Source organism: Alteromonas sp. D210916BOD_24 (genome assembly GCF_047159385.1).
GTDB lineage: Bacteria > Pseudomonadota > Gammaproteobacteria > Enterobacterales > Alteromonadaceae > Alteromonas.
This window is the reverse complement of the sequence record NZ_AP038333.1, coordinates 2,158,676-2,179,512: the sequence shown is the minus strand read 5'-3', so window position 1 is coordinate 2,179,512 and position 20,837 is coordinate 2,158,676. Positions and strand designations below refer to the sequence as shown.

Here is a 20,837-nt window from a genome sequence, read left to right as displayed (position 1 = left end):
CGTTAGTTTTCAGAAACGTTATTTATCGCCATCGTAATATTTTTTAAGGCCATCCCAACATGACAAGTAATCAGTCTGTCTTATCTGTGCGTGCATTGCATATTCAGTGGGCGCTATGGGGTAGCGTGATTCAAACATAAAGGCCAGCGTATTGTCGTAGCGCTGCGGTTCAAGTGAGGCGTTAGAGGCCTTTTCAAATACTTCAGCTTCCGGTCCATGAGGCGTCATGCAGTTGTGTAAGCTCATGCCTCCGGGCACGAAACCGTGTTCTTTCGCGTCGTATGTGCCTTCAATTAAACCCATAAATTCACTCATGATATTACGGTGATAATACGGGGGGCGGAAGGTGTGATCAGCCACCATCCAACGGGGTGGGAAGATAACAAAATCGACATTGGCAGTGCCCTCAAGATCAGAAGGAGAGGTTAGTACGGTGAAAATTGACGGATCGGGATGGTCATAGCTGACGGTGTTGATGACATTAAACCGTGAGAGATCGTACTTGTAAGGCGCAGAGTTACCCACCCAAGCCACTACATCAAACGGTGAATGGCCTAACTGCGCCTGAAATAAATTACCGCAAAACTTATTTATCATAGTATGCGGCGTGTCATTGTCTTCAAACCACGCGGTTGGATAGAGAAAATCTCGCTGGTTTGCGTAACCGTTGGCACCGACAGGCCCTCGCTCAGGCAATACAAAGGGATGCCCATAGTTCTCACAGATATAACCGCGAATAGGTCCGTCAACTGGGCAGATGGAAAAACGCACACCACGCGGAATAACCATAATCTCCCCAACACTTACCTGCAATTTGCCAAACTCAGTGGTCACTAACATATCCCCCAGTTGCGGCACAAATAACATTTCACCGTCAGAGGAATAGAAGACTTTGTTGTGCATGTCTTTGTTGGCACTGTAACAATGGATCCCTATACCCACCTGAGTCTTTGCATCGCCATTTGTGGCAATGGTGACAAGTCCTTCTACGAAATCGGTTCCTGTGGTGGGGAGCGGAACAGGATCCCAGCGAAGCACATTAGGAGGACAGGGGATAGCCGTTTCTGGTGCCGTTCTTAGTAAACCGTTGTCCATTACTACAAAGTCACCCATGGCAATAGACGGGCGTATACGGTATGTCCAGCTTCGGCGGTTTTCACTGCGCGGTGCTGTGAAGGCAGTACTACTGAACTGTTCAGCATACAGCTTATAGTTAACCTTCTGTGGACTAAACTGCCCCTTGGGAAGGGCATCGGGGAGCGCTTCAGTTTCGTGCTCGTTATTAAAACCCGACAAGTAAGCTAGATTTTCCATACAACTTTCCAATTCGTTTGCCAATATGACTGTTCATGATAGGTGTGTAACGTTAAAACCGGCTCACCAAGCTGAGTGAGACGGCAAGCTGTTAATACCTGCAACGCTTTTAGTTATACACTTAACGTTTAGGTGAATAACCTATAGTTACAAATGAAACTAATTGGTTTAGGCTAGTGTGTATTAACGTGTAAATCAAATGTTAAGGTGTATTGAGAAGCCAGTGATGGCAAGTAAACGTCGTATATTCTTTACACCATGCAGTACACCTTCACTATGTTGATAGGGGGATAAGTGAAATTAAATGACATGCTGGCTTATAAAGTGGCCATGCTTGCAAGTGATCTCAGCGAATCATTGGCCTGTGTTTATGCCCCTTATCAGTTAACCATGCCCCAATGGCGGATCATGGCGACGTTAGGCGAGAGAAAAACTGGCTCTTTAAATGCGAAAGAAATTGTCAAGGCGACGCGCTTAGACAAAGTTAAGGTAACCCGAGCCTTACAGGCGTTGGCACAAAAAGGGTTTATTGAAAAAGCGCAAAATAACCAGGATGGCAGATTGATCAATGTGTGTTTAACCTCACAGGGCTTAGACGTATTTGAGGCAATACGCCCATTGGTTGAACAATGGCAAAAAGAAAGATTGAAGGCCATCACTGATGATGAGTATAGAATATTTCTAAAAGTGATAGATGCACTCACCCCCTAAAAAGGCTACTCATCCCTTCACAATCGTGGTCTGACGAGAACATCTAAAGCGCGGGAGAGGATTACTTTTAAGCGCTTAACTGGTAAATTGCGCTGAGATCGCTTTAAATCGCACTTTAAAGAGTCAAAAATTTCTCCAAGCAACCTACATACTGCGGTTGGGGCATAGTTGGAACGCCCAAATAAAAAGCGTCATGCATGTGAAAGCGTGCTTAGAACGGTAAAACGCAGTTAGGCTCAAATACAACAAGTAAAGGACAGTTCGTGGCACCTCTTGAAGTTTATGCAGGCCAACAAGCACGTGAAACCATCATGAAAAATGGTTTTACTCCTGAGATATTCCACTATTTTCTTGGCGCATCAGGTGGGCCTAAATGGTTTACTCTGGCAGGGTTGGATAGGGTGTTGTTTCCCGAATGGTTTGCCGGCGTTACTCATCAAATACAGGTGATTGGCTCGTCGGCAGGTGCCTTTAGAACCATATGTGCCGTGCAGGATGATCCCTTAGCAGCAATCAACCGACTGGCCGAGTCGTATTCAACGACTACTTATAGCAGTGATAAGCCCACCCCTCGTGAAATTACCCAAAAAGCAGAAGACTTATTGAAGGTAATGGTGGATGATGCTGGCAAACAACAAGTACTGGCAAACTCGCGCTTTAAAGCGCATTTAATAGTGGCGCAATGTTTAGGCGCAACGCGTTATGAAAGCAAATTCAGACAACTATCTGGACTTGCAATGAGTGCGGCGGCAAACACGCTTAGCCGCAAAAACTTAGCGAGACTTTATACCCGCTATGTGTTCTCTTCGCCCGACGCTAATCTGGTGATCAACGACCCTTATAATTTGCCCACCCAATACCATTCGCTTACACACGGCAATATACACAATGCGCTATTGGCCTCGGGCTCAATTCCCGTTGTTATCGAAGGGGTAACTGATATTGAGGGGGCGCCACAGGGGATGTATCGGGATGGTGGCATTATTGACTATCACTTTGATTTATCGTTTGGGCCGCAAGAAGGGCTGGTGCTGTACCCGCATTTCTACAACAAACCTATCCCGGGTTGGTTTGATAAAGGCTTAAAAGGCAGAGTACCTCATCGCACCAGTTACGATAATGTGGTGATGTTAGTGCCTTCAGCCTCTTTTGTGGCCAATTTACCGTATGGCAAAATACCGGATAGAAAAGATTTTGAAGTACTCGATGCTAATACGCGTATTAAATACTGGCAAACGGTGTTGAAGGAAACCGATAGGTTAGGGGAGTATTTTATGCGTGCAGTTAGTGACGATTCATTGGTCGATCAGATAAAACCTTTGCCGTTTAGGCAGATTTAACGCGGCGAATACCGTTTCTTGTGGGGAATTAGTAGAATATTGTCGACTTATTAGGCACTTGACAGCAATGAGGTTAACTTTTTCTTGCAGGGAAGCGTTAGCCTCAGTATTATACGCGCCGTTGTTGAGACATTCTTAAGCCATCAGGCAATCAATAACATCACATATGCGTCTATAGCTCAGTTGGTTAGAGCGCTACCTTGACATGGTAGAGGTCCCCTGTTCGAATCAGGGTAGACGCACCATCTACTTATTTCGCAAAACACTTCAAACCTAAAATTCAATTTATCTCTGCTTTTTTGACCTGTGTTCCATCAGACATGTCAGTAATCTAGGTTGCCATTCCTTAGTTGTCCTTTACTTGCGTCACACTTGAAAAGCGTTATTTAATGTGTCACTGCGGCTACTAATGTGCAAGTGTACACATCTCCAACAAATTATTGAAACGCAAATAGAAAAGCGATTATCGGACACGCATTAATTGATACTGTCGATAAACGATAATATTTGCTTTTCCATAAACGGGTAATCGGGGTTGTACACCCCACGACGTATGAGCTTACCTTTATTGTCGTTATAAAATCTTTTAGTCGTCTCACCAATAAGGTAATTGTGCTCCTTTGGATCTTTGCATTGGGTGAATAAATCGAGTTTATCGTCCATGAAATAGTTTTTGCACTGTCGGTATGCCCCATTTATACCGTAGTGTGGATCTGATTCGGGTACTGATAAAGCCGTATGGGAAAAGCTTTTATAATAGCTGGGTAATTCAAAACCGTTTTTGCCAATCTCTCTTTCTATAATATCGTCGCGACATGCACTTCGGCCAAGTTTGAAACTATCTAAAGGCTCTTCGCTTTTGGCGTATTGATACCAGATCATTTTTTTATTGTCCGTTTTGGCTGCGCAAAAGTAGCTAAGCGCAGCTTCAGCACTGACTGTATTGTCATCCGCACTTATGGCAACAAAAAGGGGCAACGGGAATCGGTACTGATCATTTAATAAATCTTTAGTTAGCCAGTAAAATTCTGCCGCAGCGTGTGTTGAAAACGTTTCGTACCTCACCGCATCCTCTTCAGGGTACACGACAGACCAGGGCACGAGATACTGAGCAACTGGTGCAAGAAAAGCGGCTTTACTCTTAGCCTTGACTGCTGCCGAGATAAATACCGCGCCTTTTAACTTAGGCTCTTCGTATTTGCTGACGTGATTGATAAGAAGTGGGGCACCGGTTGAAAACGTTAATACATATAATGAGGTTACGTGTTCTTCTTTATCAAATGATCGAATACCGTAATTCGTCGACTCAAGCCATTTCTTGTGAGTCATTAGTTGGTGGTCATTCGCATCATCCCAGTCTTTTGAGTGATTGGCGTCTCCAGGGATAGTGCTGTGGCCTGGCAGCACAATAGCTCTTATGATTGAACAAGGGTACGCCTTGCGCAACGATTGAGCTAAACCTTTCATGAGATAGGGAGAATCGGTCAAACCGTGAATAAGCAGGAAACCCTTGTCTTCACCAGCCACGCCTTTGGGGCAAACAGCCGAGTCAATGTTAATCGAATAGGGTGCACGTAAGTCAACGGCATCTTCCAGGTCATAATTGCCTTGAAACACTGCTGGGTCTTGACGGTTCAACATGGCTGCTTTTATGTTTGCTTTGTTTTGAGCAACATATTCATCAAAGTCTATTGTTACGTCAGAAGGAGGAGTAAGCGCGTAGCCGGACTTTTTCAGATAGGATACATCAGAGACGGAACCACACGATATTGTGCAAAATAAGACAACTAACAGTATTGTATGTCTAAGTGTTGAAACCATTGGGCATCCTTGCAGTATTTGGGTTGCGCTGACAACTTAATTGCTGAGTCAGCTAATAATCAGAACATGCAGATTGATAAACCCCTCCCACATGGACTTCGACTGAGTGCAAACAAAACCATATCCTGTGAAGAGTGTTCATCAGCAATTATAGTGTTAGGCGACATATTTTGGTAGTTGATGCGGGTGTCTGTGACCATTTGTGGGAGAGAAATACGCCGTGTAAAACGCCAACTGTGCTGCAAAATACACGCAAATAAGACAATATAAGAAACCCAAGAAAGATTGCCCCTTATTCTTTGGCAATGTTAGTCTATACTTTGAAATAGACTAAAAATTAAACTTATCGTGGGTTAGCCCAGCAATTAAGGGCTCAACTTTTATAGCATAAGAGGCAAAGGAATGCAGTTGTTAAGTGGAGCTATGCCCCATGTTTGAGAAGACGTTTCATTTTTGTGCCGTGGGACTCGCACATGTGGGATTAGATGGTAGGTTTATTCGCGTAAATAAAAAGTTATGCGAGTTTTTAGGCTATCCGCGCAATGAACTAACCCAATTGAATTTTCAACAATTAACCGCCCCCGATCATTTACATGCTGATCTCGCTCACTTAGAGCGCTTATTAAAAGGTGAAGTAGATAACTACGCATTGGAAAAACAGTATGTGCGAAGTGATGGGCAGTTAATTTGGGGGAAACTTACGGTTTCTCTGGTGCGCGATGGTCGAGGTAACCCTGAGTATTTTATCTCGGTTGTGGAGGACATTGATGAGAAAAAGCGCATAGAAACTGAACTGTTCAAAGTGGATGCATTATTTAGCAAAATTGTAAGTGCCTTTTCAGAAAGGACTTTCATTTGGGTAGCGACACCCGATTTGAGCAAACTGCACTATGTAAACGATGGCTATAACAACATTTACGGTCGCAATGAATACGAATTGTTCTGCAAGCCAACCGCGTTTATTAATCACATCCATGACGATGACCGGTCACGTGTAGCGAAAATATTCAATCAGCGCCCATTGCAGAATTGGGACATTCAATACCGGATTTTTGATTCCAGCGGTCAAGTAAAGCACCTTCACGATAGAGGCAGCTTAATTTATGACGCCAGTGAAAAACAGAGTTTAATACTGGGCACTGCAGATGACATTACAAAGGAAAAAGCACAGCAACAAGCCTTGATGAGTGCAGTGGCTAAACTTGAAAGGCTTTCAAAAACCGATAGCCTGACCGGACTTGCAAATCGCAGAGAAATTTTTAATCAGCTTAACAGCGAGATCCGCAGAATGCAGCGGGGACAAAAAAAGTCCACGCTGGTGTATGTCGATCTCGATAATTTCAAGGGGATTAATGATGAGTTTGGGCATACAGTGGGCGATAAAGCCCTTATTCATTTTACTAGTACGATGGGGAAACTCCTTAGAGAAAGCGATCGATTCGGACGCATAGGGGGGGATGAATTTGTCATTTTACTTTACGGCACTGAAGACAAAGAAGCGGAAGCATTTTTTGAGCGAGTATTGTGTAATCCCTTTGGTTTAACGCTGGATAATGGCCATTCGCTGCCTATCGCATTCAGTTTAGGATGGATAGAGTGGAACAGTGGGATTGGTTCAGTACAAGCATGGCTTGATATGGCCGATGAGGCGATGTATCAGAAAAAACGTCGTCATGGCATTGAGACAGATGATGCTAAAGAAAGTGAGTTGCCTACCAGTACAGCCCCTGATGTTGGCGATAACATAGAGGATGCTGTGTAATTAGTGCGACATTTATTCAATGCCGCACTTTGTTTTCACTGTCGTTGGGCAAACCAGAGCGCGATGCGTTGTCTTTCTGCTTCGGTCATATTGGTTTTATTTAAAAACGGCATATCTTTCGTCACCGTTGTTCTTCTTACCACTTGCGGTGCATAGCGTTCAATATCCTGCCAGGAATCAAGCACCACCCCTAACGGTGCGACCTTAAAAATGTCATCGGTGGGTTTTCTTGAATGACAGCTTACACAATGCTGGGCAATAATTTGCGACACCTGTGCGTTCAACTCAGAACCATCGCTGTGAGACTCCCCATTGGACCCATCGATACCAGCGCTTTTTGCATTGAGTTCAGCGTTAGAAGCAGTGACCGTAGTACTGATGTGAGCCGGCACTGTTGACGTTTCATGCGGTGCAGTGTGTGGCCAAGACACCCAAACGGCGATAGCCGCCATGGCTATTGCACCTGAAATGAGAATTCCAGGCTTGGTGCGGCCAACATGGCGTAAATTGAAAAAGTGTCTTATCCACGCTGCAGTAGCCATAATGGCAATCAGTACTAAATAGCTCTGCGGATGCTGATAGGTCATGGGGTAATGATTTGAAATCATGATAAACAGCAAAGGCAAGGTAAAGTAGTTGTTGTGCACGGAACGCAATTTTGCGCTGGCACCCCACTGCGGGTCGATATCTTGCTTACCGGCCACTGCCGCTACCATCTTACGCTGGTTTGGCATGATATTAAAAAACACGTTGCCCGCCATGATAGAGCCAATAAGTGCACCTACGTGAATGTACGCACCGCGACCACTGAACCACTGGGTAGCCAAATAGCTGGCCACACAAATAAGCAGTACCAGTCCAACACCAAAGGCCAGTGGGTAGTTGGCCAACGGGCTGCGACAGGCCAGTTCATAAAGCGCTAATCCACCAAATATCAAGCCAAGGCCAAGTGAAATTGCCATGCTCGGAGACAGGGCTTTCACGCTGGGATCAATTAGATAAGCAGACGCACCAAAATAGTAAACTATAATCAGTAAAGCAAAACCCGAGAGCCAGGTGGTATAGGCTTCCCATTTAAACCAATGCAGTGTGTCAGGCATTTTTTCCGGGCCATAGGCGTATTTAGCGACTTCGTAAAATCCGCCACCGTGGATAGCCCAAAGGTCGCCTTTAATGCCTTTATCCTGTTTCCATTGAGGCGGTGTGCGCAGGTTATTATCAAGCCAGATAAAATAAAACGATGCGCCAATCCAAGCGACACCAGCAATGACGTGAAACCAACGCACAAAAAGACTTAACCAATCTAACCACGGCATTATTATTCTCCTTATTTACTGCAGCGATTTTTTATCGTAACAACAGCGACCACTTATCCAGGTTTGTTCAATGGCCCTATCGTCACCCAATATACCCAAGGCAAAAAAGACATCGTCGAAGGCGGCGTCAGCTTTGATGCGAAGTGCAGTGAGTTCATCAAATCTGGGCTCTACTACAATGAAGTCTGCCACACTACCTGGATTTAAATTGCCAATTTCTGCGTCCAACTGGTGCGCTACGGCAGCACCTTGTGTCATTAAATAGAAACCCTCGAATGGACTGATTGGCGCGTTGCGCAGTTGACTGACTTTGTAGGCATCACCATAGGTTTTGAACATGTTAAACGTGGTGCCTGCGCCCACGTCTGTGGCTAATGCCACATGCACGTTATGCGCGCGCGCCGTCGTTAAGTCGAACAGCCCACTGCCCAAAAAAAGATTGGACGTTGGACAAAACGCAACGGTTGCATTGGTCTCACCTAATCGTGCCCATTCTTGTGAGGTTAAGTGTATACCGTGACCGAATACCGAGCGCTCACGCACCAGATTGTAGTTGTCGTATACATCAAGGTAACCCTCGGCGCGGGGAAATAGGCGTTTCACCCACGCAATCTCGTCTAGGTTTTCCGATAAGTGGGTTTGAATAAATACATCGTTGTACTGGGTCGCTAGCTCGCCTAACGCAGCCAGCTGATGGTCACTACTGGTCGGCGCAAAGCGCGGCGTTAGGGCATAGCGATTGCGGCCGTTGTTGTGCCAGGTATTGATTAGCTCGGCGCAATCAGCCTGCGCGGTGTCTGCTGTGTCTTGAAGTGTCTGGGGACAATTCCTATCCATACAGACTTTACCTGCCACAATGGCCATATCTATTTCACTGGCTGCGTTAAACAAGGCCTCACTACTGGTTTTGTGAACGGTGGTAAAGACAAAGCCTGTGGTGGTCCCGTTTTTTAAAAGCTGATTGATAAACACTTTTGCGATGTTGTCAGCATGGTCGGGATCGGCAAATTGCATTTCGGTGGGAAAGGTATAGTTTTCTAACCAGCTCAGTAGCTGTTCACCATAATGGGCAATGCTTTGCGTTTGCGGAAAATGAAGGTGGCTGTCTATTAAGCCGGGTAATATCCACTTACCTGTAAAGTCATTCAGTGTGGCTAAGGGGTAGCGGTCGCGTATGGCGTCATACGCACCGACATCAACAATCTTTTTGTCTTCAACAACAAGGCCGCCGTCTTTATAGATGGCAATATCATCTTCAAACGTGGCGGTGGACGTGGGAAAGTGCGCAATACTTGCACGGAATAGCTGCATGTTTGTTAGCTGCCTCTGTAGCTGCTGTAACCGAAAGGAGAAATCAGCAGTGGAACATGGTAATGACCACCGTTGTTTTCAAGTTCAAATGTAATATCGATAAAAGGGTAAAAACTTTTGCCGTGATGTGCCTCTAAATAGGGCTTGCAATGAAAGCGCAGGGTGTACTGACCGGCTGCAAACCCTTCGTTACTGACTGAGGGCCAATCCTTAAACCGGCCATCGGCATCAGTTTTGCCTGTCAGTACCTCGCCATTAGGTAAGGTTAAGGTGAGTTCAATTCCCGCTGCCGGTTTACCTGATGTAGTGTCTAACACGTGGCTTGATAATGTATTCACAATATTGTCCTTACTGGCTAGGCACAACTGGCCGTAGATAAAGCTTTATTAATCCGTAGCAGGGTAATTTTGAGCTGCTCGGCGCTGGCGTTAATGATTTCCTGTGCTGTGGAATGAGGTAACCTGTGTTGTAGTTCACTCAGCATTTTCTCCGCTGATAGGCCAGTGGCGCAAATAATAAAGATAAACCCGTGTTTGGCGACGTAGGCCTGATTGGCTTCTTTCAATTGAAGCAATACTGTTTCTGACGCATCAGCAGTACCCGATTGCTCACCCGCTGCAATTGCTTTTGTGTTAGCAAACTTTTTTCGTAAGCTCTCAATGTCGCCAATCATAGGGTGGGCTTGAAACGCTTCAAGGTAATCTGCGTCACTGCATTTTGCCCACGCTGACCTAGCCTCTTGCTCGACTAGCTCAAGCGATGAGTAGGGCCTGGCATTAACCATATGATAAATCCAGCTTTTGGCCGCGCAGCATTGCTCAAACCATGTGGAAGCGCTGGCATTGTCCATGTTGTTGAGTTCATCTAATGTCACTGGTGTTTTCCTTTGCTTGGATACTTGGCATTGTTGTGCTATCGACAAGCGCACTGTCTTGGCTAAGATGTAACTGCGCAATGATCTGTGCAGCGATTGACACTGCCACCTCAATGGGGCGTTTGCCCGGAACGTCACTATTACCAATAGGACAATACAGCCTTGTCAGATCATCGTCACTAAAACCACGATGGGTTAGCTTGGTTTTAAAGCGTTTGGCTTTGGTGTCAGACCCAATCAACCCCACAAAGGATAGGGTGGGGTAGGCCAACGCCTTCTCGACAATCCGATAATCGAGTTGATGATCGTGAGTGAGCACAATTAACCAACTCTTTTGCGGCAGGTGGGGCACTTCTGAGTCAGGCTCTTCTTCTACTACTTGAGTAACATTTCCGGGAAGTTCTTGGGGAAAAAGGGCGTCGCGACTGTCTATCCATTTTATATGCACGGGCAATTGAGCGAGAATGGGTATTAAGGCTTTTGCGACGTGTCCGGCACCAAAAACCGCAAGATGCTGTTGATGCAGATTGCATACGTCAAACAGGACTTTTACCGCGCCGCCACAGCATTGGCCTAATGCACTTTTTAACGGGTAACTGTGTAGCTCAGTGCGTGTTTCACCTTTGGCTAAATAGTCCCGTGCGCGTTGTATGGCATCAAATTCCAGATGACCACCACCTATGGTATCAATACACTCACTGGCTGTGACCACCATTTTACTGCCTGTGTCACGAGGGGTTGAGCCGGCAGCAGAAACCACAGTGACAAGCACATACGCCTCGTTTTGCTGCTGACAGCGTTCTATGCCTTCATACCACGTGTGAGGGCGCCAGGTATTAATGTTCATCAGGCCCTCCTGCTGCACTTTTTTCACCTTCTTCACCTTCTTCACCTTCACAGCCTGAATGGACTGCTAGTTGTGTTTGCAACTGCATTATCGCGTTTAATACTCGTTCTGGTGTAGCCGGTGTATCTAATTGGGGATCCTGGGTATAGCCTGATAGGCTGGAAATTGCATCTTTTAGCGCGCACCACACGGAAATGGCCAGCATAAAGGGTGGTTCACCCACGGCTTTTGAGTGATAAATACTGTCTTCAGAATTCGCTTTATTGTACAGAGAAACGTTAAAGCTTTTGGGCGTATCGCCAATGGCAGGAATTTTATAGGTAGCCATATTTTCACTGATCAGTTTGCCCTGACTATTCCACTTTAAATCTTCTGTGGTCAACCACCCCATACCCTGAATAAAACCGCCTTCAATCTGACCAACATCAATGGCGGGGTTGAGGCTATTACCTACATCGTGCAGTATATCCACGCTATCGACTGTGTATTCACCAGTCAGGGTATCAATAGACACTTCACTTAACGACACGCCATAAGCAAAATAAAAGAAGGGGCGACCCTCGCCGGTATCACGGTTGTAGGCCAGTTTGGGCGTTTGATAAAAGCCACTTGAAGACAGTGAAACCCGTTCGAAATACGCCATTTGAACCAGTTCGGCGAACGGTATGCTGTGTTCGCCCAAGCGCACTGTGTTGTGAGTAAACTGTACTGACGGGGCACTGTCTGATTGTCCTAACGACGCTGCATAACACTCTGCCAGTCGCGTTTTTAATGTTAAGCAGGCATTTTGCACCGCTTTGCCGTTTAAATCGGTACCACTGGATGCTGCTGTAGGCGAGGTATTGGGCACTTTATCGGTGCGTGTCGCCGTCACTTCTATCATATCGAGGTCCACACCAAATTCATTCGCAGTAATTTGCGCAATTTTGGTATGTAACCCCTGGCCCATTTCTGTTCCTCCGTGATTGACCTGAATACTGCCGTCGGTATAGATATGTACTAACGCACCTGCCTGATTAAGGTGTTTTGCAGTAAAGGAAATACCAAACTTCACGGGCGTGAGGGCAAGTCCCTTTTTGATAATGGGGCTGGTGCGGTTAAACGCAGTAATGGCTTCTCGACGTTGCCAGTAGTTCGCTTGTTGCTCAAGCTGTTCAATCATTTCAGGCAGCAGGTTGTGCTCTACTTCCATGCCATAGGGCGTGGTGTTACCGGTGGACTGCCCATATAAATTTCGTTTTCTCACAGATAAGGGATCCACGCCAAGCTTACGGGCAATCTTATCGATTATGGCCTCGGCCATTATCATACCTTGTGGTCCACCAAACCCACGGTATGCGGTGTGTGACACCATGTTGGTTTGCAAGCGGTGACCCACAATGTCACTGCAACCGAGAAAGTAGCCGTTGTCGGCATGAAACATGGCGCGATCGACAATGGCGTCGGATAGATCCGGAGAATGGCCGCAAATACCATTAATGGTTACCCGAGTGGCAGCAATTTTACCGGTAGTGTCAAAGGCTACATCAAAGGCGTTTTCAAAAGGGTGGCGTTTGCCGGTAACGTGCATATCAGTAAAGCGGGGAAGACGTAGCTTCACCGCACAGCGATTGCGCGACGCCAGCAATGCTGCAATACATGCCCATTGCGCTGCCTGCGTTTCTTTCCCCCCAAAGCCACCGCCCATTCTGCGCATGTCTACCATTACCCGATGCAGCTTGACGTTGAGCACTTCTGCCACTAACTTTTGCACTTCACTGGGATGCTGGCTAGACGTGTAGATCTTCATGCGATCTTCTTCATCAGGGATGGCTAAGCTTACCTGACCTTCTAAATACATGTGTTCCTGGCCACCAATACTCAACGTTCCGCTTTCGCTATACGGGGAACTGTCGAGAAGGCCTTGTACCTTATCAGCGTACTGCCCGAAGCGATGAGTAGGACGCACGAAGGTTTTGTGTGCATGGGCCTGGTTGGCATTTAGTACGGGCTCATTGGGTGTTACCGTTAAAATGCCTTTGCGCGCGGCCTGACGAGCAAGCTGAACTGAGGTCGCCAACACTGCAAATACTGGCTGGCCATAAAATTTGATGTGCTGATTTGCCAGTAGTGGATCACCTTCAAACACAGGGCCTATGTCCTTGTGCCCGGGCACATCATCAATGGTGATCACATCCACTACGCCTTCACTGGCGCGAACGGCACTGAGATCTATGGCGGTAATATCGCCAGTTGCGCATTCACTTAACCCCACCGCGGCATACAGGGTACCTTGAGGCTCAATCATGTCATCGACATAGTTAGCGCTGCCCTGTACCTGACGAGTGGCGCTCTCATGATGTTTCGAAACGTGAACAACGGATGCGCTGGAATGGGCTGAATTTGCCGTGTCTATTAACTTACGCATGCTGCACTACCCGCGTTTCGATATGGCTTGTAGATTGATTTTCTAACCAGAAACGATGCCACAAATTCGCCAATACCGTTTTGCGGTATTGCGCAGAGGCTCGAACATCGTCTATAGGGCTAAAAGCATCAAACAACAGTTGTTTTCCCATATTCAAGCATTCGCGACTGGCGAATTTTTTGCCGATTAATGCGTCCTGAAGTGAAATACATTGAACAGGTGTGGCTGCGACACCACCAAAACCGGTGAGCAGCGAGGTTACTTTGCCGTTTTCTAGCGTGAGGTTAAATACCGCACACACGGCTGAAATATCGTCTTCAAAACGCTTCGAAATTTTATATGCTGCCAGACGTTGCAGGGGCTTTTGCAAGGGCAATTCTATTGCGGCGATCCACTCGTTGTCAGCCAAGGTGGTTTGTCGGTAGGCCACAAAAAATTCCGAGATGGGTATTTTTCGAACGGTTTCGCCGTTATCTATATGTAGGGTTGCTTCTAGCGCTAACAATAAAGGGGGCAAATCTCCAATAGGAGAGGCATTGGCTACATTGCCACCCATGGTGGCTTGATGCCGAATAGGTAATGACGCAAAGCGAGTAATAAGTTCAGCCAATTGAGGGAAGCACTCAAGTAGGAGAGGCGTAACATCATTTAGCGGCGTTGCTGCACCAATAAGAAGTGAATGCTCGTTTTTGGTGCAATATGTTAAGGTGTCAACCTGGGATAAACTAATTAATGTGCCGGCATTTTTGAGCTGCTGGGTAAATTGCAAACTGAGATCGGTACTGCCTGCGACAAGCTGTGCCCCTTTGTGCTCAGCGATGGCTTTACGCAACGCTTCGCGGGTGGTTGGCATTAGAATGTTGGCCATTCCCGGTTTTTCTACAGTAATACTTTGTAGTTGGGTAATCGTGGTACTTTTAAGCCGAGAGAATTTGTCATCTACCGGTCCTTCGCACACCGCTAAGGTGGCGTCGATAATGGGGCGATAGCCGGTACAACGACACAAATTACCTGATAGCGCATGTAGCACGTCATCGCGGTTGGGCGCACTTTGAGTATGATAGAGTGCAAACATCGACATGATAAAACCCGGCGTACAAAAGCCACATTGGGAGCCGTGGTGATCAACCAATGCCTGTTGTACGGGGTGTAATTGGTCGCCTTCGCTTAAATGCTCTACCAGTAGTAATTGTTTGCCGTGTACAGCGCTCATTAGTGTAATGCAGCTATTTACGGTTCGATAGTAAAGTGAAGTCTGACCGGAAGAAGACGCTTTTAGCTCGCCAAGTACGACCGTACACGCGCCACAATCGCCTGCTGCACACCCTTCTTTTGTACCGGTTTTTTTGCGATGCTCGCGAATATATTGTAGAAGAGTGAGGTCAGCGCGTGCGTCCTGTAATTCAACAATATCTTGGTCAATAAGAAAGCGAATCATGCTCACACCTTCTAGTTCTATTCATACATGTACCCGTTAATATAGCGGTATTTTTATCATAAAAGTAGACCATATGGTCAAATACTTGCTTATAAAAAATGGCCAACTTACTGTAGGCCATAGCGATAACCGTTTGCTTACTTTGCTGTGAACCAAACGATTGAGTCACGATAAGCGCGATAAACAGCGCTATTGTGCGCTTTTTACACATATTGCTAAGCAAGTATCATGCTAGCTTTGGCAGCGCTGGATTTAAATCAGGGATCCCAGCAAAGTAGTTTGACTAACGATAAGTAGAGATGATGTAGAGATAGGAGCAGAGCCCGTAGCTGTGTATACTTTAGTTTTTGCACTCAACATTGTTGAGACGGGCTTACACTTGCCATAATAAAAGCAAAGGAATTTAAATAATAATGATGAAGGTAAAGTGCGCTGATGCCGGCGTTGGCGCTATGAATAAAAGAAAAATTCTTCAGGCCGCTGAAAAGTGTTTTGCACAGTTTGGTTTCAAAGGCACAGCCGTTCAGAAAATTGCAGACGAAGCTGGGCTGCCAAAAACCAATGTGCTGTACTATTTCAAAACTAAACAAGAGCTCTATGTCGCTGTTTTAGAAGAAACCCTCTCGCAGTGGAACTCTCATTTTGACAAGGCGACGGTTGATGATGATCCCGCTGACGTGCTAGCCGCCTATATTGCTGAGAAAATGGAAGTATCTCGTACGCACCCTTTGGCATCAAAAATATTTGCCATGGAGATTATTAATGGCGCGCAAAACCTAAGCGGCTACTTTGATGAAGAGCATGCGCTGTGGATGAAAGGGCGACTCGCCGTGATTGATAAATGGGTAGAGGCGGGCAAATTGCAGGCAGTAGAAGGTGAATATCTACTGTATACCATTTGGGCAAGCACTCAGCATTATGCCGATTTTTCTGCGCAAATTACCCGTTTGCGAGGCAAGAAGATGACCAAAGCTGACTTTGAGCAAGCGACCAAACAAGTGATTAAACTGATCCTTGGCGGTTGCGGTTTAGCTGTGCCTGAAACCTATAGGGACTAACATGTCAGAATCCACTTACCCACGCGATCTCATTGGCTATGGGGAAAACCCACCTCACCCTCAATGGCCAGGCAACGCCAAAATTGCAGTTCAATTTGTACTCAATTACGAAGAAGGTGGAGAGAACTGTGTATTGCATGGCGATCAAACTTCTGAAGTGTTTTTGTCTGAAATTATTGGTGCTCAGGCATACCAAGATCGCCATTTGAGTATGGAGTCAATTTATGAATATGGCAGCAGAGCTGGGTTTTGGCGATTGCACCGACTACTCAATCACTATGAGATTCCGGTCACAGTATTTGGTGTCACTATGGCAATGGAACGACACCCTGAAGCTGTCAAGGCGATGCTGGATTCGGGGTGGGAAATAGCAAGTCATGGCATGAGATGGGTGCATTATCAGGACATGGACGAAGCGCAGGAGCGCAAGCAAATAGATGAAGCCATTATACTGCATCAGACGCTGACGGGTAAAAAGCCAGTGGGGTGGTACACCGGGCGAACCAGTCCAAATACCCTAAAACTGATTGCCGAGCGCGATGATATTCTTTATTGCGCAGACTCCTATGCCGATGACTTACCTTACTACGATTGTCATTACAGCCGTCCACTGTTAATGGTTCCCTATACGCTGGACACCAATGACATGCGCTTTGCAACCCCTCAGGGCTTTCACAATGCTGAGCAATTCTTTACTTATTTAAAAGATGCATTTGACGTGTTGTATGAAGAAGGGGAAAGTACGCCTAAAATGTTGTCAATTGGCCTACACAACCGTATTGTTGGTCGGCCTGCACGCGTTGCTGCATTGAAACGTTTTATTGAATACATCAAGTCTCACGACAAAGTGTGGCTCGCCACCCGCGAAGAAATAGCCCGTCACTGGATGGAGACTTATCCTAAAGACCATAGTGACAGTGGCTTATAGTCGTGTGTAGAGTAATAAGTGTGATTTGAGTTTTACTAGGGGCTGTTAATCTTTGCTGTTCGTTTTTGCATCGGTAAGCCCTAATCAAAAGGATGAACGTATGAACAAGAAATTAATTGCCTTAGTATTTGGTGCATTGACCCTAGTAGGGTGTTCAAAGTTGACCAAAGAAAACTACGATAAGCTTGAAATGGGTATGACCCAGTCAGAAGTGGAAGGGATCCTGGGCGCTGCCGATAATTGTGCAAAGACTTTAGGCACTAAGGCGTGTACGTGGGGCGATGAAAATGCCAAGCACGTAAAAATTGTATTTATGGGGGACAAAGCCGCCACCTTTACTTACGATGGCCTTCAATAAACCTAATATCTGCTGATTGATGATTCGATAAAAAGGTGGCTGTTGCCACCTTTTTTACGTTTGCCTCGATTGAGCCTGTGCTATGCCTGTTTGAAGCTATTTTAAATCCAGTAAGTATCTAATAAGAAATACTGCCGCCAATGCGTATGTTAATGGTGTAACTTCCTTAAATTTACGCGTACCGACTTTAATTCCAACATAGGTAATAAAGCCAAGTGCAATACCTTCACTGATACTAAAAGTCAGTGGCATGGCGATAAGCGCTACTGATGCAGTGGCAAGTGCCCCCAAGTCGTCAAAATCTACCTGACGAAACGATTCCATCATCAGGATCCCCACCATCAAAAGTGCCGGTGTAGTGGCCATTAATGGGATCACTTTCATTAATGGCGTTAAAAACAAAGACAGCAAGAAACACACAGACACCACTATAGCGGTTAGACCGGTTCGTCCCCCTGCCGAGACGCCTGTGGCAGACTCGACATAGCTTGTTACCGGTGATGTGCCCACCACCGCGCCAATAACACTGGCTGATGCATCTGCGGTCATGGCAGGCCCCATCTTGGGTAAACGACCATTTTCGTCAAGTAGATTGGCTTTTCGCGATACGCCAATGAGGGTGCCTATGGTGTCAAACATATTCACAAACATCAGTGCAAAAATAAGATCCCAGGTTTCACTCAAGTGCTCCAGTGGGTACCAGAAGTCCATCGCCATAAAGGTTGAAGAGATGGATTCAGGCATCCCAACTACCGCTTGTGGAGTGGCAGTTAGCATGCCATTTTCGGTTGGAACAAATGCACCAATGATGGTGAGGGTAACAATAGAAATTAAAATAGCGCCAGTGACCTGCTTTACCATTAACACAATGGTAAAAATTATGCCTGCAAGGGCTAACATTACTGCGGGCTCTGAGAGGTCGCCTAACTGAACGAAAGTGGCGGGGTTGTCTACGATTAATCCGGCATTTTTCAGACCAATAAAGGCGATAAACAAGCCTATTCCACATTGTACACCCACCTTTAGCGAGGGAGGAATTGATTCGGCAATGCGGGTCCGAATTCCCGTAAGGGAAAGCAGTAAAAATAGCAGACCATTCCAAAAAACTATGCCGAGAGCTGCTTCCCAGGGGATTTCTCGTCCCATACAAATGGTAAATGCGAAAAACGCATTCAAGCCCATGCCCGGTGCCAGAGCGATGGGGTAATTTGTCATAAGCGCCATTAGCAATGTGCCAAGGCAAGCTGCGACAGCGGTTACCGTAATAAGGCCCTCTATTGGCATGCCACTGAGACCGAGAATACTGGGGTTCACCACTAAGATATACGACATCGCAGCGAAGGTGGTCAGCCCCGCTATTACTTCTGTTTTCAAAGTAGTGCCGTGTTGCTCAAGCTTAAATAGCCGTTCAATTATGGTGTTGGACATCTAAAGATCTCTTTGTTTTTATGGTTTTAGCCGTTGTAGTTCCAAAGCAATAAACTGACCAATTAGTCAATATGTTGGTGCGTTTTGTGCAAGCTTGGTATTGCGTAATTTGGCTAGACGGCCCAAAGTCAGTAATTGGGTCAATTAACACCATGCTTGATGTAGGTAATACTGCCAGTTCAACCCAAAAGCCTGTCGGTGAGTGGCATACATATTGTTGTCTACATGGACGCATTTTAATTGCAAAACATTCCTGCAGGCTCAGTAAGTTAAAATGTAAAGCAAAGATCAACGGGGTCTAATTAACACTCGTGAACAGCAAGCATTCGAGATAAACTATAGTGCACCAATATGAACCATTTGTACTGCATTGGTGCAAAATACAAGTGAGGGGCCATGCCGTTATCTTCTATTATTAAAAAAATACCCAAAGCTGAGTTGCATCTGCATATAGAGGGTAGCTTAACGCCTGAATTAATGTGGCGTCTAGCGCAAAAACACAGTGTAACATTACCTTACGCTAGCGTCGAAGAAATAGAAGCAGCATATAACTTTACTGACCTGCAGAGTTTTCTGGACATCTATTATGCTGGGGCAGGGGTACTTATTGACGAAGATGATTTTTTCTCATTGATGTGGGACTACTTACAGCGCTGTCATGAGGAAAATATTGTTCACGCTGAAATAATGTTTGATCCTCAAACTCATACGGCGCGGGGCATAGGTTTTGACGTGTTTATGCCTGGGTTTATCAAGGCAATGCGCAAGGCGCAAGGGGATTATGGCATCAGTAGTATGCTTATCATGTCTTTTCTCCGGCACCTTCCCGAAAGTGCTGCATTAGAGACATTGGCGGCAGCCGAGCCCTACTATTCGCATATCACTGCGGTAGGTTTAGACAGCTCAGAGTTGGGACATCCTCCTTCCAAATTTGAACGGGTATTTAAAAAAGCCAAAGCACTGGGCTTTAAGATAGTGGCGCATGCAGGTGAAGAGGGCCCACCGTCGTATATCTGGGAAGCGATTCGCTTGTTAAACGTTGATCGCATTGACCACGGTGTACGATGTCAGGAAGACGAAGCCCTGATGGATTATCTCAAAACCTCGCAGATTCCGTTGACCGTTTGCCCATTAAGTAACCTCAAACTCTGTGTCATTGACGATATGCGCGAGCACAATATTCTTAAGCTTCTTGAAGCCGGACTTTTGGTTACAGTTAACTCGGATGATCCCACTTATTTTGGCGGCTTTTTGAATGCGAATTATGAAGCGCTCTACAACGCATTGGGCATGGATGAGAGCACCATTAAGACGCTGGCAATTAACAGTTTTAAAGCCAGCTTTTTAAGCGACGAGCAAAAGGCGCATTATATCGCCCAAATTGCTGAGTACTGAATGAGTCAGAGAACCTTACCGTGGATAAAATAGGGCGAATTGAGGTATTAGCGTTCGCCTTGCATCACTTGAGTGGTTGCTGCGATAAGATCATCTAATTGAGTCATCTGATGAGAAATAGTATCGAGCTGGTTTTGCTTGGCGAGATTTTCAATGTCTGCCGATTTCTGCTTAACGGCATCCGCTCCCACATCACCGGATACCCCTTTCATTGAATGACTGTGAAAGCGTATGGCTTCGACGTTTTTAGCTTCAATCGCGCTTCTCAAGTCCATTTGTTTTTGCTCAACTTGGTCCAAGTACATTTGCACTATGCGATCAAGCAAATTTTCATTTCCTGCGAGTCTGCTAAGCGCGGCTGTTCTGTTCCACAGTTCAATGTGGTCATTGAAATCCTGTTGCGTCATGAGTGCACCGATTAGTCATAGATGATAACAATATTGCACAGGATGCAATGGCATTCAAATGATTAGTATTTTGCCTCTCAGAAAAGCGCTAGTTTTTAGTATTATAGTATAAAAATTATACA

Annotated in this window: 18 protein-coding genes and 1 tRNA gene; 8 read left to right on the top strand and 11 right to left on the bottom strand. The window is 45.9% G+C overall.

What is annotated here, in order from left to right; genetic code table 11:
* Positions 1-18: 18 nt before the first annotated feature.
* Complete coding sequence (gene hmgA / locus ACMCM8_RS09435; RefSeq protein WP_412722398.1) at positions 19-1,314, bottom strand: homogentisate 1,2-dioxygenase; 1,296 nt, start codon at positions 1,312-1,314, stop codon at positions 19-21.
* A 294-nt stretch (positions 1,315-1,608) separates the two neighbouring features.
* Between hmgA and ACMCM8_RS09430 the strand changes: the two genes are divergently transcribed.
* The 3 genes from ACMCM8_RS09430 to ACMCM8_RS09420 all read left to right on the top strand — a co-directional run bounded on the left by ACMCM8_RS09430 (position 1,609) and on the right by ACMCM8_RS09420 (position 3,610).
* The gene (locus ACMCM8_RS09430) at positions 1,609-2,025 is read left to right on the top strand and encodes a MarR family winged helix-turn-helix transcriptional regulator (RefSeq protein WP_412722397.1); all 417 of its coding nucleotides are present in this window, start codon (positions 1,609-1,611) and stop codon (positions 2,023-2,025) included.
* Between the two features lie 263 nt (positions 2,026-2,288).
* Positions 2,289-3,365, top strand: coding sequence for a patatin-like phospholipase family protein (locus ACMCM8_RS09425; RefSeq protein WP_412722396.1), 1,077 nt, complete (start codon positions 2,289-2,291; stop codon positions 3,363-3,365).
* A 168-nt stretch (positions 3,366-3,533) separates the two neighbouring features.
* Positions 3,534-3,610 (top strand) — tRNA-Val (locus ACMCM8_RS09420).
* A gap of 232 nt (positions 3,611-3,842) precedes the next feature.
* Here ACMCM8_RS09420 and ACMCM8_RS09415 read toward each other — a convergent pair.
* Complete coding sequence (locus ACMCM8_RS09415) at positions 3,843-5,186, bottom strand: alpha/beta hydrolase (RefSeq protein ID WP_412722395.1); 1,344 nt, start codon at positions 5,184-5,186, stop codon at positions 3,843-3,845.
* A 430-nt stretch (positions 5,187-5,616) separates the two neighbouring features.
* Here ACMCM8_RS09415 and ACMCM8_RS09410 point away from each other — a divergent pair, with 430 nt between their 5' ends.
* A complete protein-coding gene (locus ACMCM8_RS09410; RefSeq protein WP_412722394.1) occupies positions 5,617-6,948 on the top strand; it encodes a diguanylate cyclase in 1,332 nt (443 codons plus the stop codon).
* 35 nt (positions 6,949-6,983) lie between these two features.
* Here ACMCM8_RS09410 and ACMCM8_RS09405 read toward each other — a convergent pair whose 3' ends face one another.
* From ACMCM8_RS09405 to xdhA, 7 genes are read right to left on the bottom strand one after another with little or no spacing between them, the layout of a single operon-like run.
* On the bottom strand, positions 6,984-8,264 hold the full coding sequence (locus tag ACMCM8_RS09405; protein WP_412722393.1) for a urate hydroxylase PuuD: 1,281 nt from the start codon (positions 8,262-8,264) through the stop codon (positions 6,984-6,986).
* 15 nt (positions 8,265-8,279) lie between these two features.
* On the bottom strand, positions 8,280-9,575 hold the full coding sequence (guaD, locus tag ACMCM8_RS09400) for a guanine deaminase (protein WP_412722392.1): 1,296 nt from the start codon (positions 9,573-9,575) through the stop codon (positions 8,280-8,282).
* Positions 9,576-9,580: 5 nt separating this feature from the next.
* The gene (gene uraH, locus ACMCM8_RS09395; protein WP_412722391.1) at positions 9,581-9,913 is read right to left on the bottom strand and encodes a hydroxyisourate hydrolase; all 333 of its coding nucleotides are present in this window, start codon (positions 9,911-9,913) and stop codon (positions 9,581-9,583) included.
* A 17-nt stretch (positions 9,914-9,930) separates the two neighbouring features.
* Positions 9,931-10,449 carry a 2-oxo-4-hydroxy-4-carboxy-5-ureidoimidazoline decarboxylase gene (gene uraD, locus ACMCM8_RS09390; RefSeq protein ID WP_412722390.1) on the bottom strand — a complete coding sequence of 173 codons (519 nt, stop codon included), beginning with the start codon at positions 10,447-10,449 and terminating at the stop codon, positions 9,931-9,933.
* A complete protein-coding gene (gene xdhC / locus ACMCM8_RS09385) occupies positions 10,436-11,296 on the bottom strand; it encodes a xanthine dehydrogenase accessory protein XdhC (protein WP_412722389.1) in 861 nt (286 codons plus the stop codon). The genes uraD and xdhC overlap by 14 nt, the downstream gene beginning before the upstream one ends.
* Positions 11,286-13,703: a xanthine dehydrogenase molybdopterin binding subunit gene (gene xdhB, locus ACMCM8_RS09380; protein WP_412722388.1), complete on the bottom strand. Its 2,418-nt coding sequence runs from the start codon at positions 13,701-13,703 to the stop codon at positions 11,286-11,288. The genes xdhC and xdhB overlap by 11 nt, the downstream gene beginning before the upstream one ends.
* Complete coding sequence (gene xdhA / locus ACMCM8_RS09375) at positions 13,696-15,141, bottom strand: xanthine dehydrogenase small subunit (RefSeq protein ID WP_412722387.1); 1,446 nt, start codon at positions 15,139-15,141, stop codon at positions 13,696-13,698. Before xdhA ends, xdhB begins: the two co-directional genes overlap by 8 nt.
* Positions 15,142-15,554: 413 nt before the next feature.
* Between xdhA and ACMCM8_RS09370 the strand changes: the two genes are divergently transcribed.
* The 3 genes from ACMCM8_RS09370 (at position 15,555) to ACMCM8_RS09360 (ending at position 17,485) form a co-directional block, all read left to right on the top strand.
* Positions 15,555-16,199 (top strand): TetR/AcrR family transcriptional regulator, encoded by a 645-nt coding sequence (locus ACMCM8_RS09370; protein ID WP_412722386.1) that lies wholly within the window; start codon positions 15,555-15,557, stop codon positions 16,197-16,199.
* A 1-nt stretch (position 16,200) separates the two neighbouring features.
* Complete coding sequence (gene puuE / locus ACMCM8_RS09365; RefSeq protein ID WP_412722385.1) at positions 16,201-17,127, top strand: allantoinase PuuE; 927 nt, start codon at positions 16,201-16,203, stop codon at positions 17,125-17,127.
* Positions 17,128-17,227: 100 nt separating this feature from the next.
* Positions 17,228-17,485 (top strand): DUF3862 domain-containing protein, encoded by a 258-nt coding sequence (locus ACMCM8_RS09360; RefSeq protein WP_412722384.1) that lies wholly within the window; start codon positions 17,228-17,230, stop codon positions 17,483-17,485.
* Between the two features lie 96 nt (positions 17,486-17,581).
* Here the strand turns inward: ACMCM8_RS09360 and ACMCM8_RS09355 are convergent, their stop codons facing one another.
* On the bottom strand, positions 17,582-18,913 hold the full coding sequence (locus tag ACMCM8_RS09355) for an NCS2 family permease (RefSeq protein WP_412722383.1): 1,332 nt from the start codon (positions 18,911-18,913) through the stop codon (positions 17,582-17,584).
* Between the two features lie 396 nt (positions 18,914-19,309).
* Between ACMCM8_RS09355 and ACMCM8_RS09350 the strand changes: the two genes are divergently transcribed.
* The gene (locus ACMCM8_RS09350) at positions 19,310-20,308 is read left to right on the top strand and encodes an adenosine deaminase (RefSeq protein ID WP_412722382.1); all 999 of its coding nucleotides are present in this window, start codon (positions 19,310-19,312) and stop codon (positions 20,306-20,308) included.
* A gap of 47 nt (positions 20,309-20,355) precedes the next feature.
* On the opposite strand, the gene ACMCM8_RS09345 is transcribed toward ACMCM8_RS09350, so the two are convergent.
* The gene (locus ACMCM8_RS09345; RefSeq protein ID WP_412722381.1) at positions 20,356-20,715 is read right to left on the bottom strand and encodes an Hpt domain-containing protein; all 360 of its coding nucleotides are present in this window, start codon (positions 20,713-20,715) and stop codon (positions 20,356-20,358) included.
* Positions 20,716-20,837 lie beyond the last annotated feature (122 nt).